Annotated in this window: 15 protein-coding genes, 1 tRNA gene and 1 pseudogene; 7 read left to right on the forward strand and 10 right to left on the reverse strand. The window is 67.3% G+C overall.

Annotated elements, in window-relative coordinates; genetic code table 11:
* The first annotated feature begins 462 nt into the window (after positions 1 to 462).
* Both arsC and aat read left to right on the forward strand, forming a co-directional pair.
* Entirely contained in the window at positions 463 to 810 is a 348-nt protein-coding gene (arsC, locus tag GH737_RS08395) for an arsenate reductase (glutaredoxin) (protein WP_155264390.1), read from the forward strand.
* A gap of 103 nt (positions 811 to 913) precedes the next feature.
* Positions 914 to 1,666, forward strand: coding sequence for a leucyl/phenylalanyl-tRNA--protein transferase (gene aat, locus GH737_RS08400; protein WP_155264391.1), 753 nt, complete (start codon positions 914 to 916; stop codon positions 1,664 to 1,666).
* 35 nt (positions 1,667 to 1,701) lie between these two features.
* On the opposite strand, the pseudogene GH737_RS08405 reads toward aat, so the two are convergent.
* The 5 genes and pseudogenes from GH737_RS08405 to GH737_RS08425 form a co-directional block, all read right to left on the reverse strand.
* Positions 1,702 to 1,935, reverse strand: a pseudogene (locus GH737_RS08405) (DUF2155 domain-containing protein); the annotation flags it as partial.
* A 140-nt stretch (positions 1,936 to 2,075) separates the two neighbouring features.
* Complete coding sequence (locus GH737_RS08410) at positions 2,076 to 2,459, reverse strand: NADH:ubiquinone oxidoreductase subunit NDUFA12 (protein ID WP_155264392.1); 384 nt, start codon at positions 2,457 to 2,459, stop codon at positions 2,076 to 2,078.
* Positions 2,460 to 2,563: 104 nt separating this feature from the next.
* Positions 2,564 to 2,938 (reverse strand): DUF192 domain-containing protein, encoded by a 375-nt coding sequence (locus GH737_RS08415; protein ID WP_338061777.1) that lies wholly within the window; start codon positions 2,936 to 2,938, stop codon positions 2,564 to 2,566.
* Positions 2,939 to 3,018: 80 nt separating this feature from the next.
* Complete coding sequence (locus tag GH737_RS15780) at positions 3,019 to 3,621, reverse strand: cold-shock protein (protein ID WP_155264394.1); 603 nt, start codon at positions 3,619 to 3,621, stop codon at positions 3,019 to 3,021.
* 41 nt (positions 3,622 to 3,662) lie between these two features.
* Positions 3,663 to 4,226 carry a regulatory protein RecX gene (locus tag GH737_RS08425; RefSeq protein ID WP_155264395.1) on the reverse strand — a complete coding sequence of 188 codons (564 nt, stop codon included), beginning with the start codon at positions 4,224 to 4,226 and terminating at the stop codon, positions 3,663 to 3,665.
* A gap of 175 nt (positions 4,227 to 4,401) precedes the next feature.
* Between GH737_RS08425 and GH737_RS08430 the strand changes: the two genes are divergently transcribed.
* Positions 4,402 to 6,096, forward strand: coding sequence for a fatty acyl-AMP ligase (locus tag GH737_RS08430; RefSeq protein WP_155264402.1), 1,695 nt, complete (start codon positions 4,402 to 4,404; stop codon positions 6,094 to 6,096).
* Positions 6,097 to 6,312: 216 nt separating this feature from the next.
* Positions 6,313 to 6,606, forward strand: coding sequence for a PilZ domain-containing protein (locus tag GH737_RS08435; protein ID WP_230558712.1), 294 nt, complete (start codon positions 6,313 to 6,315; stop codon positions 6,604 to 6,606).
* On the opposite strand, the gene GH737_RS08440 is transcribed toward GH737_RS08435, so the two are convergent.
* Complete coding sequence (locus GH737_RS08440) at positions 6,551 to 6,826, reverse strand: hypothetical protein (RefSeq protein ID WP_155264397.1); 276 nt, start codon at positions 6,824 to 6,826, stop codon at positions 6,551 to 6,553. The genes GH737_RS08435 and GH737_RS08440 overlap by 56 nt on opposite strands.
* Before the next feature lie 63 nt (positions 6,827 to 6,889).
* Here GH737_RS08440 and GH737_RS08445 point away from each other — a divergent pair, with 63 nt between their 5' ends.
* Positions 6,890 to 8,296, forward strand: a complete 1,407-nt coding sequence (locus GH737_RS08445; RefSeq protein WP_155264398.1) for a sulfatase family protein — start codon at positions 6,890 to 6,892, stop codon at positions 8,294 to 8,296.
* A gap of 9 nt (positions 8,297 to 8,305) precedes the next feature.
* Here GH737_RS08445 and GH737_RS08450 read toward each other — a convergent pair whose 3' ends face one another.
* Both GH737_RS08450 and GH737_RS08455 read right to left on the reverse strand, forming a co-directional pair.
* Entirely contained in the window at positions 8,306 to 8,854 is a 549-nt protein-coding gene (locus GH737_RS08450) for a YybH family protein (protein ID WP_155264399.1), read from the reverse strand.
* Between the two features lie 72 nt (positions 8,855 to 8,926).
* Positions 8,927 to 9,532: a cytochrome b gene (locus tag GH737_RS08455; RefSeq protein ID WP_230558710.1), complete on the reverse strand. Its 606-nt coding sequence runs from the start codon at positions 9,530 to 9,532 to the stop codon at positions 8,927 to 8,929.
* Between the two features lie 80 nt (positions 9,533 to 9,612).
* Here GH737_RS08455 and GH737_RS08460 point away from each other — a divergent pair, with 80 nt between their 5' ends.
* Together GH737_RS08460 and GH737_RS08465 are read left to right on the forward strand one after the other, a co-directional pair.
* Positions 9,613 to 11,574 carry a CocE/NonD family hydrolase gene (locus tag GH737_RS08460; RefSeq protein ID WP_196233060.1) on the forward strand — a complete coding sequence of 654 codons (1,962 nt, stop codon included), beginning with the start codon at positions 9,613 to 9,615 and terminating at the stop codon, positions 11,572 to 11,574.
* Between the two features lie 113 nt (positions 11,575 to 11,687).
* Positions 11,688 to 11,763, forward strand: a tRNA-Trp gene (locus tag GH737_RS08465).
* A gap of 70 nt (positions 11,764 to 11,833) precedes the next feature.
* On the opposite strand, the gene GH737_RS08470 is transcribed toward GH737_RS08465, so the two are convergent.
* Together GH737_RS08470 and GH737_RS08475 are read right to left on the reverse strand one after the other, a co-directional pair.
* Complete coding sequence (locus GH737_RS08470) at positions 11,834 to 12,145, reverse strand: hypothetical protein (protein WP_155264400.1); 312 nt, start codon at positions 12,143 to 12,145, stop codon at positions 11,834 to 11,836.
* 202 nt (positions 12,146 to 12,347) lie between these two features.
* Positions 12,348 to 13,280 (reverse strand): surface lipoprotein assembly modifier (locus tag GH737_RS08475; protein ID WP_155264401.1); only part of this gene is annotated, 933 nt, incomplete at its 5' end.

Below are 13,280 nucleotides of genomic sequence, written 5' to 3' on the forward strand. Positions count from 1 at the left end.
ACCTCCTTCTCGATGTCGGCGAAGTTCGAATCCTTCGACCGTTTCGAAAATTCACCGCCGAGGATTTCCTCCCAGTTCGGGCCCCATTGGATCTTCTCCATCCGCTCGTCCGTGATCAGCGAGCGCGCCGACGGCCGCGCCGCCTGCAGCACCGACCGCCGCACCAGTGGCAATGTCTGCATTGGTCCGCGGGTTGCTGGTGCACGCGCCAAGCGCGGCCGTCCCTGCAAGCGTCAGGGCCAGAATGGATTTACGCATCGCTCTTTCTCCCGTTCTATTGAGCTGCCGGAACATGCGCCGCACGCAAGACAACCGCCACGCGGCGGTGCATGTTACAAGCGCAGGAACGACGATTGCGGCTCATCGTTCCGCAACCGCGACAAAGACCGGCTAGAGGGATTGTTCCAATCCTTCAACGGTATTTGGCAAGCTGTTGATTTCGATAAGGAAAGACGAACCGGAATGAAGGCAACCATCTATCACAACCCGATGTGCGGCACATCGCGCAAAACCCTCGATATCCTGCGCGATTCCGGTTGCGACGTGTGGATCCGTGAATATCTCAAGGAACCCCCCTCGCGCGACGAACTGAAGCAGCTGTACGACCAAGCGGGAATCACGCCGCGCGAGGGGCTGCGCGCGAAAGAGCCGGTGGCCGAAGAGCTCGGCCTCACTCGCCCCGGCGTCACCGACGACGAGGTGCTCGACGCGATGGTCAAGCACCCGGTCCTGATCGAGCGGCCGATCGTCGAAACCGCCAACGGCGTCCGCCTCTGCCGCCCGCAAGACAAGGTGCGCGAGATTCTCTAGGTTCGTCATCCCCGCGAAAGCGGGGACCCAGCGAGAGAAGAAAAGCTGGGTTCCCGCTTTCGCCGGAACGACGAGGTAAGTGGCGCGACGCATAATGAGCCCGATGACTCGCCTTGACCCGCGCCTCCTCCTCCAGGGCTATGCCACCGGCATCTTTCCGATGGCCGACAGCCGCAACGCAGACGAGCTGTTCTGGGTCGAGCCGCGCAACCGGGCGATCATCCCGCTCGACGGCTTCCACCTCTCGCGCTCGCTTCGCAGGACGCTGCGGTCGGGCAGGTTTACCGTCACCCACGACCGCGACTTCGCCGGGGTGATCGCCGCCTGCGCCGACCGCGACGAGACCTGGATCAACGACGAGATCGAGCATGCGATGATAGCGCTCCACGGCTCAGGTCACGCCCATTCGATCGAGGTGTGGGATGGAGACGAGCCCGGAGCCGACCTCGTCGGCGGCCTCTACGGCGTGAACCTTGGCCGTGCCTTTTTCGGCGAGAGCATGTTTAGCCGCCGCACCGACGCCTCGAAGGTCGCGCTGGCCTGGCTCGTCGCCCGTTTGAGGGTGGGCAAATTCGCTCTCCTCGACTGCCAGTTCATGACCGAGCATCTCGCCTCGCTCGGCGCGATCAGCGTCTCGCGCGAGACTTATGTGGCGTTGCTCTCGGCGGCGCTCGGCGGCGACGGCGCGGGCGCGGGCGCTGGCGCTTCGCCCGAATTGCCGGCGGAGTTCGAGCCGGGAGTCGATTCGCCGCCCGATTTCACCGCGCTCGACCGGTTGCTCGAGCTTGCCGGCGTGTTGGGCGCCGGCGCGCCCGCCGGATACGTCATCGCGCAGCTCTTGGGCCACACGTCGTAGACCGGGTGCTCGACGACGTTGAGCGATGGCGATTCTTTGTAGACCCAGCCCGAGAACACTCGGCCCCAGCTGTCGTCGGGGCGCTGCACGTCAAGCTGGATGAAGGCGCCGGTCAGCTGCTCTTCCTCCCACGGCGCGGTCTTCTCGCAGGCGCGCAGGCGCACGATTGCGTCCTTCCACCGCACCGACTGGCCCGGCCGGAGAGTCACGTTCTGGACGATTCCGTTGCGCTTGTTGAGGATGCCGAGCACCGCCACCCGCTGCGTCATCGGCGTGACTCCGCCCTGTCCCGCGGCCGTCGCTCGGACATTCGTCGCCGCGGGCGCGGGCGCTTCATGCTGCTCGGCGCCGCGGTCGCACCCGGCCAGCGCCAGCCCGATCAGCAGCGGTGCGGCAAGCCTGCTCACGCTTATTCTGGGATCCAGGGCTCATAATCGCCCGTCGAGGCGGGCCGGATGCGCCCGCTCCCCAGCGCGCCGTCGGGGCGGAAGGCTTCCATCGTCCCGGTGAGGTTCGGCGTCGGCTTCTGCTGGAACTTGCGCGCCGGCGGCAGCGCCTTGTCCGGCAGATCCTCGATCGTGCCGCGGAGCCACGCCTGCCAGTTGGGCGGAACCCGGCTGCCGTCATTGCTGCCGTTGTAGATCACCCACCGCCGCCACGGCCGCTTGGCGTCCTGGTAATAGACGTTCCCGGCGTCGTCCTTGCCCACCTCGGTGCCGAAACGGCGGGACCACAACGCAGTGCCGACGGTCGCGCCGTTCCACCAGGTGAATGTTTTCGACCAGAAACCCATGGGAGGCTGCCTCTGCCCCGTCATTGCGAGCAGCGCAAGCGACGAAGCAATCCAGTCCACCGACGCTTGTGGATTGCTTCGCTACGGTTGCATCGACGAGCGGCTCACCGCTCCCACTCCACCCTGTCTCCTTCCCGGATGCCGAGCTCGGCCGCGCGTCCGCCGCGGAGCTCGAGCACCGCGGCGACCGGCTCACCCGCCGGTACCGACGTCTCGTCGAGCGGCTTGGCAGTGACGATCCGCGCGATCGTGCCGTCGGCGCGGATGAAGACCATGTCGAGCGGGATCAACGTGTTCTTCATCCAGAAGCCGACATTCTGCGGCGGGTCGTAGGGGAAGATCATCCCGCGATCGCCAGGCAGCGAGCGGACGAACATCAGGCCGTGCTGCTGCTGCTCACCGGTCGCGGCGACATCGACCGTGAAACGGTGATCGCCGTTCGCCGAATGGATGGTCAGCGGCACTCGGGCGAGCCCCACCTGCGGCGAGCCTTGGTCGACGTGGGCATTTTGCGCCGGGGCCTGCGGGCTGCACGCGGCGAAGGCGGCGAAGGCGACTGCTAGTCCGGCGATCCGAAGGCGCGCAGCTCGACGGCCGTCAGGCCTTTTCCGCTCGGAGCGATCCGCGCTTCCAGCTTCTGCCCCGGTTCGAGCTCGGGAAGGTGCGCCGTCCGCACCGTTTCCATGTGCACGAACACGTCCTCGCCGCCGAGCTCCTCCGGCCGCTTGACGAAGCCATAGCCGCGAACGCGGTTGAACCATTTGACCTCCACCGGCTCGAACTCGCCCGCCGCGTCGACCAGCGCCTTGCGGTCGGCGCGCTCGGCCGGGTGAATGGACGAGCGCGGTTGCTGGGGCAAGGCCGAGCTGAGGTCGATCGACAGGATCTTCTTGGCCTGCAGCCCGCGCGGGAGCCGCACCGGCACGCACTCGATGATCGCTCCCTCCGGCACGCTGCGGCGGCCGTGCTCGCGGAGCACGCTGAAGTGCAGCAGGATGTCGCCATCGAGCTGGTCGCTGACCAGGAAGCCGAACCCGCGCGTCGCGTCGAACCATTTGACGCGGCCCGTGACGGGCGGAAGCTCGGCATCGGCCATGTCATCCCTCGACTCGACGATCGGCTGCGGCCCTCCTTGGCCCAAACTGGCGAACGCGCTTACCATCCGTGCTCATTAACATGCAGTTTAGTGTCGGGAAACCGACTTTAGTGCGATGCCCCCGGGCAGTGCTCGCGCAGCTCCTCCACGTCGACCTCCACCCCCGGCGCCATGCCGGAGATTGCGCGCGCAAGGGCGAAAGAATGGCCTGCCCGGACCATCGCCGCGATCGCTTTCTCGCGCAGCCGGGGTTCGAGCGCGCCAGAAGCGAACGGCCCGATCCTTCGCCGCCGCGCATAGCGCAGCGCGGCCTCGACCGCGGCTTCATCGGCATGGTCGCGTGCTGCGGCCGAATCCGCCTCGGCGATCCCCGCCACGCGCAAGGTCTGCTCGAGCCGGCGCTTGCCGTAGCCGCGGCTGCTCAGCGCCCTCGACCTGGCGAGCGCGAAAGCCGCATCGTCGACATAACCGAGATCGGAAAAGCGGCTCGCCAGCCGTTCGAGCTCGGGCTCGCGCTGCCCCTCCCATCCCCGTTCGCGCAGCTTGCGCGCGAGATAGGCAGTAAGCTTCGCCCGGGTCGTCGCGTAGCGCCCGACATAGCGCAGCGCGAGTTCCTCGAGCTGCTTCGCGTCGAGCGGGACCGGCGCCCTCGGGGACCTCACACGTGCCATCGCGCCGTTTTTATGCCACACTCGCCGCCCATCACGAACTGCCCGCGACTGGAGAGGTGCGGGCGGAAAAGTTCAACAGCCAGGAAGGGACGGCGTGCTCGAACGGAACGCCTCTGTGAAGAACGAGCTTGCCCCGCCGGGCGCCACACCGACCCTCGACACGCTTCCGCGGCGAATGGCTGATTTCGCGACGATCGGCCAGGCGCTCGACTATGCGGCGCAGGGGCGCCGCGGGCTCAACTTCCACGACGCGCGCGGCACGCTCGAGCGGAGCTACGCTTATGCCGAGCTGCGCGAGGACGCGCTGGTCCAGGCGCGGCGCTTTATCGCCCTCGGCATCGAGCCGGGCGAGCGGATCGCGATCGTGGCGGAGACGGGAGCCGATTTCGCGGCCTGCTTCTTCGGCGCGGTCTATGCCGGCGCGTGGCCGGTGCCGCTGCCGCTCCCGACCAGCTTCGGCGGCCGCGACGCCTATGTCGACCAGCTCGCCATCCAGCTGAAGAGCTGCGACGCCCGGCTGTTCCTCTATCCGCAAGTGCTCGCCGAGTTCGGCATGGGCGCGGCGAGCAGGGCCGGGGTCGACTCACGGGCATGGGAGACGCTCGGCAGCATCGAGCCGTCCGCGGCCGATCTTCCTGCGGCAAGTTCGGACGACATCGCCTACCTTCAATATTCGAGCGGATCGACCCGCTTCCCGCATGGCGTCGCCGTCACCCACCGCGCGCTTCTCGATAACCTGCGCGCGCACGGCGTCGGCCTGGCCATAGAGGAGCGGGACCGCTGTATTTCGTGGCTGCCCTGGTACCATGACATGGGGCTGGTCGGCTGCTTCCTCTCACCGATCGCGCTGCAATTTTCGGTCGATTATCTAAAGACCGAGGATTTCGCTCGGCGCCCGCTCGCCTGGCTCGACATGATCACCCGCAACCCGGGCAACACCGTCAGCTATTCGCCCAGCTTCGGTTACGACATTTGCGCGCGGCGGATGAGCTCGCAGACACGCGCCGAGGACCGGTTCGACCTCTCGCGCTGGCGCATCGCCGGCAACGGCGCGGACATGATCCGCCCGGACGTCATGCAGTCGTTTGTCGACTGTTTCGCTCCCGCCGGGTTCAAGGCCAGCGCCTTCTGCCCCAGTTATGGCCTTGCCGAGGCGACCCTCGCCGTGTCGCTGATGCCTCCCGGCGAAGGCATCCGCCTCGAGCTGGTCGAGGAGAACGAGCTGTCGGGCGGGCACGGGGATGCTCCCGGCAACGAGGACCGTCCGCGCCGTTACCGGGCGGTCGTCAATTGCGGGCGGCCCGTGACCGGCATGGAAGTCGAAATCCGCGGACCCGACGGCGGCCTCCTCCCCGACCGCGGGATCGGCAAGCTGTTCGTCCGCGGCGCCAGTGTGATGCACAGCTATTTCCGCGACGAGGAAGCGACCCGCGCCGTGCTGAGCGACGACGGCTGGCTCGACACCGGCGACATGGGCTACATGTCGAAAGGATATATCTTCATCGTCGGCCGCGCCAAGGACATGATCATCATCAACGGGCGCAACCACTGGCCGCAGGACATCGAATGGGCGGTCGAGCAGCTGCCCGGGTTCAAGTCGGGCGACATCGCCGCCTTCGCCATTAGCGGCCCTTTGGGCGAGGAAACGCCCGCGGTGCTGGTCCACTGCCGCGTCTCCGATGCGAAAGAGCGCGGGCGCCTTCGCGACGAGATCCGCGAGCGCGTGCGCGCGATCACCGGGATCACGCCGGTCGTCGAGCTCGTCCCTCCGCGCACGCTCCCGCGCACCAGTTCGGGCAAGCTGTCGCGGACCAAGGCGCGCAACCTTTATCTCTCGGGCGAAATCCAGCCCTACGACATCGCCGCTTGAGCTGCCGAGCACGAGGCGGTCGTTTGCGCGAGCAAACGTCGGCTTGTGTCGGAGAGACAGCGAAAGCCGGCCAGCCTGCGCCCGAAGGGCGACAGGTATGACGTCACGCGATTCACTCGCATGACGGCTGCGTGCAATTGGCGCTGCGCTTAAAGCTAAGTTTACCACTGCCTGCGAGAACGGCCCCACGCCTAAGGGGGAAACGACGTGCAGCGCATGCATGGTTGGGTCGGACGCAAGGATCGCCATCCTGTCGCGATCGACGCGGTCGTGCACCGCGACGACGGCTCCCAGGCGCGGGTGAAGCTCAGCGACATGACCGAAGAGGGTTGCCGGATGGAGGCGGAGCACGACTTCCGCATCGGCGAATGCGTCGAGATCGCCGTGCCGCGCCTCGGCCAACTCAAGGCCCAGGTCCGCTGGGCGCTGCCGGGAAGCGCGGGCGCGCGCTTCGTCACGGAAAGCTCTCCTGGCCGCGGTCAATTGGCATCGCGGCGAGCGCCTTCCTGAGCTTGGCAATTTCGCCGCGCAGTTGCGCCATCTCGCGCGCGCCGGCGACTTCGCCCTCGCTGCTATGCGCGTCGCGGCCGATAAAGAAGCTCGCGAGCATGCCGGTCCACCACAGCGCGTCCCAATAGGAGCTGAAGCCGCCCGTCACTTCGCTCCCGGGCTCGAGCGCGTACATCCCCGCCGCTCCCGCGAACCATACCGCGCCCGTCAGGACGAGCACAGAGCCGCTGGCTCCAGCCCTGCACCCGGTGGTATGCCGGCTCGCGAACGCGTGGGGGCGCACATGGGAATCCGCCTGAGCCGTCGAACTCTCGTTGCCGGCGCACTGGCGAGCGCGGCAACCCTGACCCGCCGACGCGCCGCGGCGCAATCGGCCAGGAAGCCGAACATCCTGTTCATCATGGCCGACGACCTCGGCTATGCCGACCTCTCCTGCTACGGCCGGCGCGATTTCCGCACGCCGAACCTCGACCGGCTCGCGGCCCAGGGCATGCGCTTCACCTCGGCATATGCGAACAGCGCGGTCTGCTCGGCAACGCGGACGGCGCTGATCACGGGGCGATACCAATACCGACTTCCAGCCGGGCTCGAGGAGCCGATCGGCAACCGCGACGTCGGGATCCCGCGCGATCACCCGACATTGCCGTCGCTGCTGCGGCAGGCCGGCTACGAGACTGCGCTGATCGGCAAATGGCACCTCGGCGAGCTGCCGCGCTTCGGCCCGCTGCAGAGCGGCTACCAGCATTTCTGGGGCTACCGCGGCGGGGCAGTCGATTACTTCACGCATCGCCTCCCGGCCGGTGCCGACCTTTGGGACGGCGACACGCCGGTCGAGCAGGCCGGCTATCTGACCGACCTGCTGGGGGACCGCGCTGTCCGCACGCTCGAGGATCTTTCCCGCCTCGGCAGGCCGTTCCTCATCAGCCTGCATTTCAGCGCACCGCACTGGCCGTGGGAGGGGCCGGGCGACGCCGCCGAGTCCGATCGCCTGAAGGGCGCGACCCGGATCGAGCAAATGAAGGATTTCGACGGCGGCTCGCAGGCGACCTATGCGGCGATGGTCACGCGCATGGACGAGCAGGTCGGGCGCGTCCTCCAGGCGCTTGAGCGCCTCGGCCTCGCCGACGACACGATCGTCGTCTTCACCAGCGACAATGGCGGAGAGCGCTTCGCCGACACCTGGCCGTTTTCCGGCCACAAGACCGAGCTGCTCGAGGGTGGGATCCGCGTCCCGGCGATCGTTCGCTGGCTCGGCCGCGTCGCCCCCGGCGCCACCTCCGACGCACAGACCATGAGCATGGACTGGCTGCCGACTTTGCTGGCTGCAGCCGGAACGCGCCCCGACGCGCGCTACCCTCCCGACGGCATCGACATCTCCGCCGCGCTCGCCGGCGGCACGCTGCCCGAACGCACCCTCTACTGGCGCTACAAGCATCTTGCGCAGCGCGCCTGCCGCAGGGGCGACCGGAAATATCTCAAGATTGGGCCCGAGAAGTTCCTGTTCGACGTCGTCGCCGACCCGCTCGAGCGCGCGAACCTGAAGCTGCGCGAGCCGCGGCGTTTTGCCGCGCTCGAGCAGGCGTGGCAGTCGTGGAACGCGACCATGTTGCCGCTCGACCCGGACAGCAACAGCGGCGGTTTCCACGCGAATGAGCTCGCCGACCATTTCGGCGTTTCACCCGACGACTAGGTCCTTTGACTAGAAGGACACCATCTTGGCGCGGGTCGCGGGCTTCTCCGGCGGCACCTCCTTAACCGAGCTCGGCTCGACGGCGGCCACGTCCTCGACGATCTTCCAGCTTCCGTCAGGCTGCTTCTTGTAGACCGTCAGGAAGGTGCCGGTTCCGGTCATCACCTTGCTCGTTTTCGGGTCGGTATATTTCTCTGTGAACTTGCCGCGGCTGTAGGCGAGGTCGCCCGACGCGCCGACGACGACCTTGTCGCTCGAGAAGGTCACGTTGAAAGCGGGGTCCGTCGAAGCATTGGCGAACACCTTGCGAATCTCGGTCGATCCATCCGCCGTCACGCCCGGCGCGACGAAATAGGCATCGTCGGCATAATGGGCAGCGAGCGCCTCCCTGTCCTTCGCCTTGAAGTCCTGGTTCATCTTGGTTTCGTCAGCCTTGATCGCCTGCTTGACGGTGTCGGCGTCGACGGCGCCGGCATTGCCGTCCGCCTTGGTGCAGGCACCGAGCGCAAGCGAAAGCGCCGCTGCGCCGAGCAGAGCCATGGACATGGTCTCGCGCATGATTTCCCCTCCTGTTCAGAGGGGCGTCACCCAATCACCATTCGGCACTCTGCGCAACCGCAGTCGGCCAATTCACCCACGCGCCAGCGGCAGCATCCGCGCGAGCACGCGGTCGCGGAGCGCATAATGGTGGTAGAGCGCCGCCGCCGCGTGCAGCCCCGCAATGACCACGATCGCCCACGCGACATTTTCGTGGAGGTCGTGGAAGATGTGGCGCGTCGGCCGGTCGAGCCGGCCATAGGGGCCCGTAATCGCGAACAGCCCGAAGAAGCTGACCTCATGACCCTGCGCCCACCGCCACGCGAAGCCGATCCCCGCCTGCGCGACGAGCAGGGCGTAAAGCAAATAATGGACCCCCTTCGACGCGAGCTTGACCCGGCCGCTGACGATCGCGGGCCGCTGGTGCCCCGGAATCAGCCGCCAGGCGATCCGCACCAGCACGACAACCATAAGCAGCACGCCGAGCGAAACGTGGATGCTCTCCATGCCTTGGCGGGTCGGCTTGTCGAAGGAGTCCCAAAGCTTCGCCATCGCGAACTGCACGACGACCAGGAGCGCGGTTGCCCAGTGGAGCGCAATCGCGACATTGTCGTAATTGGTGCCGTCATCGCCCGCCGCGATCCGCGTCGCCTCGGCGAAATTGTCGTGAATGTCGTTCATGGCCGGGACCCGGTACATGGCGCCGCGCCTATTGCAAGCGATTCGCAACAAGCCGCCCGGCTTGCCGATTTGAACCCGCCGGGGCAATGAGCTGCCCTATGCGCTTCCGCAAGTTCGCGTTCCTCGCCGCCGCGCTCGCGCTTGCCTCGCCGCTGGCGGCAAGCGTCAGGCCCGCCGTCCAGCCCGGCGGCGATATCCCCAAGGCCCTCCACGGCTCCGTCCCGCCGATCCCCCGGGGCGGCGACATCCCCCCGCGCTTCGCGCCGCCGCGGTCCGAGTTCCAGTATCTCCGCCGCGAAGTGAAAATCCCGATGCGCGACGGGGTGGAGCTCTACGCCGTGCTGATCCTTCCCAGGCAGGCCGGCAAGTTCCCGATCATGCTCGACCGGACGCCTTATTCGGCGGACAAGGCGACCTCGCGCGGCTCGTTCGGCATATTGCCCGAAAACATCCTCTCGCCGCTCGCCGCCGAACTCGTCCGCGCCGGCTATATCGTCGCCTACGAGGACGTGCGCGGGAAATACAAATCGGGCGGGGATTACGTGATGAACCGGCCGCTGCGAGGGCCGCTCAACACGACGGCGGTCGACCATTCGACCGACGCTTACGACACCATCGACTGGCTGGTGAAGCACGTGCCGGAGAGCAACGGCCGCGTCGGCACGATCGGAACCAGCTACGACGGCTTCACCACGCTGATGAGCCTGGTGAACCCGCACCCCTCGCTTGCCGCCGCGGTCCCCATCAACCCGATGGTCGACGTGTGGAAAGGCGACGACTGGTTCCACAACGGCGCCTTCCGCCAGGAGATGATCAGCTACGTCTACGGCCAGACAGCGACGAAGGATTCCGACGAGGATTGGTTCAGCGGCGGCTACGACGATTACAGCGCCTTCCTCCGCCACGGCGCGGCCGGCGCCTACGGCAAGGCGATGGGGATGGAGCAGCTGCCGTTCTGGCAACGGCTGACCGAGCATCCGGCCTACGACGAATATTGGCAGGACCAGGCGGTCGACCGGATTCTCGGCGAGACGCCGCTCACCGTCCCCACCCTGTTCGTCGGCAGCCTTTGGGACCAGGAGGATATCTACGGTGCGCCCGCGGTGTTCGACGCGGTCAAGCGCGGCGACAGCGGCAACGCGCATCTCGTGCTCGGCCCGTGGCACCACGGCGAAGCCAATGGCCCTGCGAGCACGCTCGGTCCGCTCGACTGGGGCTCGGACACGGGCAAATGGTTCCGCGAGAACGTGCTGCTCCCGTTCCTCGATCAGCACCTGAAGGGCGGACCGGTGGCGGACATCGCGCGCGTCACCGCCTTCGAGGTCGGCCCGAACCACTGGCAGCGCCTGCCCGACTGGCCCCCGGCCTGCGCGCGCGGATGCCCCGCCGGCCTCACCCCGCTCTATCTCGCGCCGGGCAAGAACCTGAGCTTCGATACGCCCGCTTCGGCGGCGTTCGATTCGTACGTGTCCGATCCGGCGCGGCCGGTCACCTACCGCCAGCGGCCCACCATCTCGCCCTGGGCGAGCGGCTCGACCTGGCGCTTCTGGCTCGAGGACGACCAGCGCTTCGCCGAAGCCCGTCCCGATGTCCTCACCTATCAGAGCGCGCCGCTCACGCAGCCGCTAACGCTCCGCGGCACGCCGCTCGTCCACCTCGTCGCGTCGACCAGCGGCACCGACAGCGACTGGGTGGTGAAGCTGATCGACGTCTACCCGCCTCATTATCCGGAAAAGCCGCAGATGGGCGGCTACGAGCTCGCGATCGCGATGGACGTGATGCGCGGCCGCTACCGAACCGACTCCGCGCACCCGCAGCCGCTGACGCCCAACCAGCCGCTGACCTACGAGTTCGCGCTCCCAACCGTGGATTACGTCGTCCAGCCCGGCCACCGGCTGATGGTCCAGGTGCAGTCGAGCTGGTTCCCCTTGTACGACCGCAACCCGCAGACCTTCGTCCCGAATATCTTCTTCGCGAAGGCGAGCGACTATCGCGCAGCGACCCAGAAGGTGTTCACGGGCGCGCAGGGCACCTGGATCGGCCTGCCTGTCGTCAAATAGCCTCTCTCCCCCCTGCGGGAGAGTGAGGGGCCCAAAGCGTCAGCTTTGGGAGGGAGAGGGGTGTGCCCTTGCGCCGCTGAACCGCCAACGCTACCTCGCGCCCGCTAGGCCCTAGGAGTGTAGCTCAGTTGGTAGAGCATCGGTCTCCAAAACCGAGGGTCGTGGGTTCGAGTCCCTCCACTCCTGCCATTTCCCACAATCGACTGAGGCGCCAGCTCTGCGGCAGGCGCATTGTCGCGCCTGCCGCACGCACGGCTCATCAATGCCGCTGCTGGTACCAGTCGCTGGTGAGGACCTCGAGGCGGTGGTCATGGATGTACCAATTGCCGTTCTCCTGGTCGAACTGGCACGGGAACGCTCTGGTCAGGAAGCTCGACACGTCGCCTTCGCTGTCGAAGAAGGCCGGGAACTGGTCGAGCAGCGCGCCCCTGACGTCGCTGTTGAACCCGGCAACCGCGGATTCGCACGCTCCGCGGCTCGAATAAGGCGTGTCGAGATTGTCGAGATGAGCGGCGGCGGCGGGAGCGGTGGCGGCGATCGCCGCGATCCCGGCAATGATCGAAAACTTCATCGTCAAGTCTCCTTCATTTGGCGCGCACCGCACCCGCGATGGCGCCCGGCAACTCCCATCTGCGGGAGGCGCTCAATGTCGGCGATTGAAGCGCTTCATGACGATGATGACCACGCGATCGCTGGCTGATCATTGGCCGATCCCCGGCTGATGATAACCGATACTTGAGGGTCTGCTGCAGGGAATCGCTATCTGGGACGGCCTAGAACGCCCGCACCACCCCGACTTCGCTGCGCGTACGGCGGTAGTCGTAGAACTCGACCGTGCTGCGGTTGCGCTCGATGCTGAACCGCGCGACCGGCGCGAAGCCGCGGAACTGGAGTTGGCGGAAGGTCGCGCCGAGCGAGAAGCGCGAATAACGGTCCGCCCTCCGATCGGGGAACAGCGCGAGCCGCTCGTCGGCGCGGAGCCGCCCGAACTCCGCCCCGGCGGTGAACGTCATCCGTCCCGCGTCATGCCAGCCGACCAGCCCCGCGCGCCAGCCGCTGGTCGCATAGCCAGGGTCGTCCAGCGCCTGCCGGTCGCCCGACAGGTTGAGCCCGATGCCGGTCGTCGCCGACAGCGCCCGCTCGAGCTCGACCCGCCCCGAATAGCTCTTGCCGTCCTGGAGGTCGTTGAGCTGATTGTCGACCAGCGACGCGGTGCCGCTGAGCCGCAGCTGCATCCGGCTCCCGACCGGCTTCGTCCAGGTGACCCCCACGCGCGCCGAGCGCATGAACGGCTTCTGCCCGAACCAGCGCTGGGTCGCGCCGAGCTCGACATTGATCTGGTTGCGCCCGAAGCGAAGCTCGGGCCCCGCCGCAAGGTCGGCCGCGATGTCGTTGAAATCCATTTCCCGATAGAGATCGGCAAAGCCGCTCGCGCGCACCAGCAGGCTGTGATCGCCGCTGCCGAGCGCGAACCGCCGGTAGGCCTGCGTCCGCAGCGACAGCCCGGTGCCGGATTTCGCCTTCCCGTCCTTGTCGATGTCGAAATCGCCGAAGATCGTGCCCAGCGTATCCGACCGCGTGGCGCGGTTGATGTTGCTGTCGGGCGCGAGCGCGATCTCGAAGCTGGCGCCGGCCGGCCGCGCCGCGCGCAACGCTTCCGAATAGCGATCGATCAGCCGCGCGACTGCCGGCGGCAGGCCCGAGGC

Origin of the sequence: Sphingomonas segetis (genome assembly GCF_009720245.1) — a bacterium.
GTDB classification, from domain to species: Bacteria; Pseudomonadota; Alphaproteobacteria; order Sphingomonadales; family Sphingomonadaceae; genus Sphingomicrobium; species Sphingomicrobium segetis.

What these genes read in the sequence shown, in the direction of transcription:
- aat (WP_155264391.1), top strand. Translation starts at nt 914, where the DNA reads ATGACTCGCCTTGACCCGCGCCTCCTCCTCCAGGGCTATGCCACCGGC.
- GH737_RS15780 (WP_155264394.1), bottom strand. Translation starts at nt 3,621, where the DNA reads ATGGTAAGCGCGTTCGCCAGTTTGGGCCAAGGAGGGCCGCAGCCGATC.
- GH737_RS08470 (WP_155264400.1), bottom strand. Translation starts at nt 12,145, where the DNA reads ATGAAGTTTTCGATCATTGCCGGGATCGCGGCGATCGCCGCCACCGCT.
- GH737_RS08435 (WP_230558712.1), top strand. Translation starts at nt 6,313, where the DNA reads ATGCATGGTTGGGTCGGACGCAAGGATCGCCATCCTGTCGCGATCGAC.
- GH737_RS08410 (WP_155264392.1), bottom strand. Translation starts at nt 2,459, where the DNA reads ATGGGTTTCTGGTCGAAAACATTCACCTGGTGGAACGGCGCGACCGTC.
- GH737_RS08455 (WP_230558710.1), bottom strand. Translation starts at nt 9,532, where the DNA reads ATGTACCGGGTCCCGGCCATGAACGACATTCACGACAATTTCGCCGAG.
- GH737_RS08425 (WP_155264395.1), bottom strand. Translation starts at nt 4,226, where the DNA reads ATGGCACGTGTGAGGTCCCCGAGGGCGCCGGTCCCGCTCGACGCGAAG.
- GH737_RS08460 (WP_196233060.1), top strand. Translation starts at nt 9,613, where the DNA reads ATGCGCTTCCGCAAGTTCGCGTTCCTCGCCGCCGCGCTCGCGCTTGCC.
- arsC (WP_155264390.1), top strand. Translation starts at nt 463, where the DNA reads ATGAAGGCAACCATCTATCACAACCCGATGTGCGGCACATCGCGCAAA.
- GH737_RS08430 (WP_155264402.1), top strand. Translation starts at nt 4,402, where the DNA reads ATGGCTGATTTCGCGACGATCGGCCAGGCGCTCGACTATGCGGCGCAG.
- GH737_RS08450 (WP_155264399.1), bottom strand. Translation starts at nt 8,854, where the DNA reads ATGCGCGAGACCATGTCCATGGCTCTGCTCGGCGCAGCGGCGCTTTCG.
- GH737_RS08445 (WP_155264398.1), top strand. Translation starts at nt 6,890, where the DNA reads ATGGGAATCCGCCTGAGCCGTCGAACTCTCGTTGCCGGCGCACTGGCG.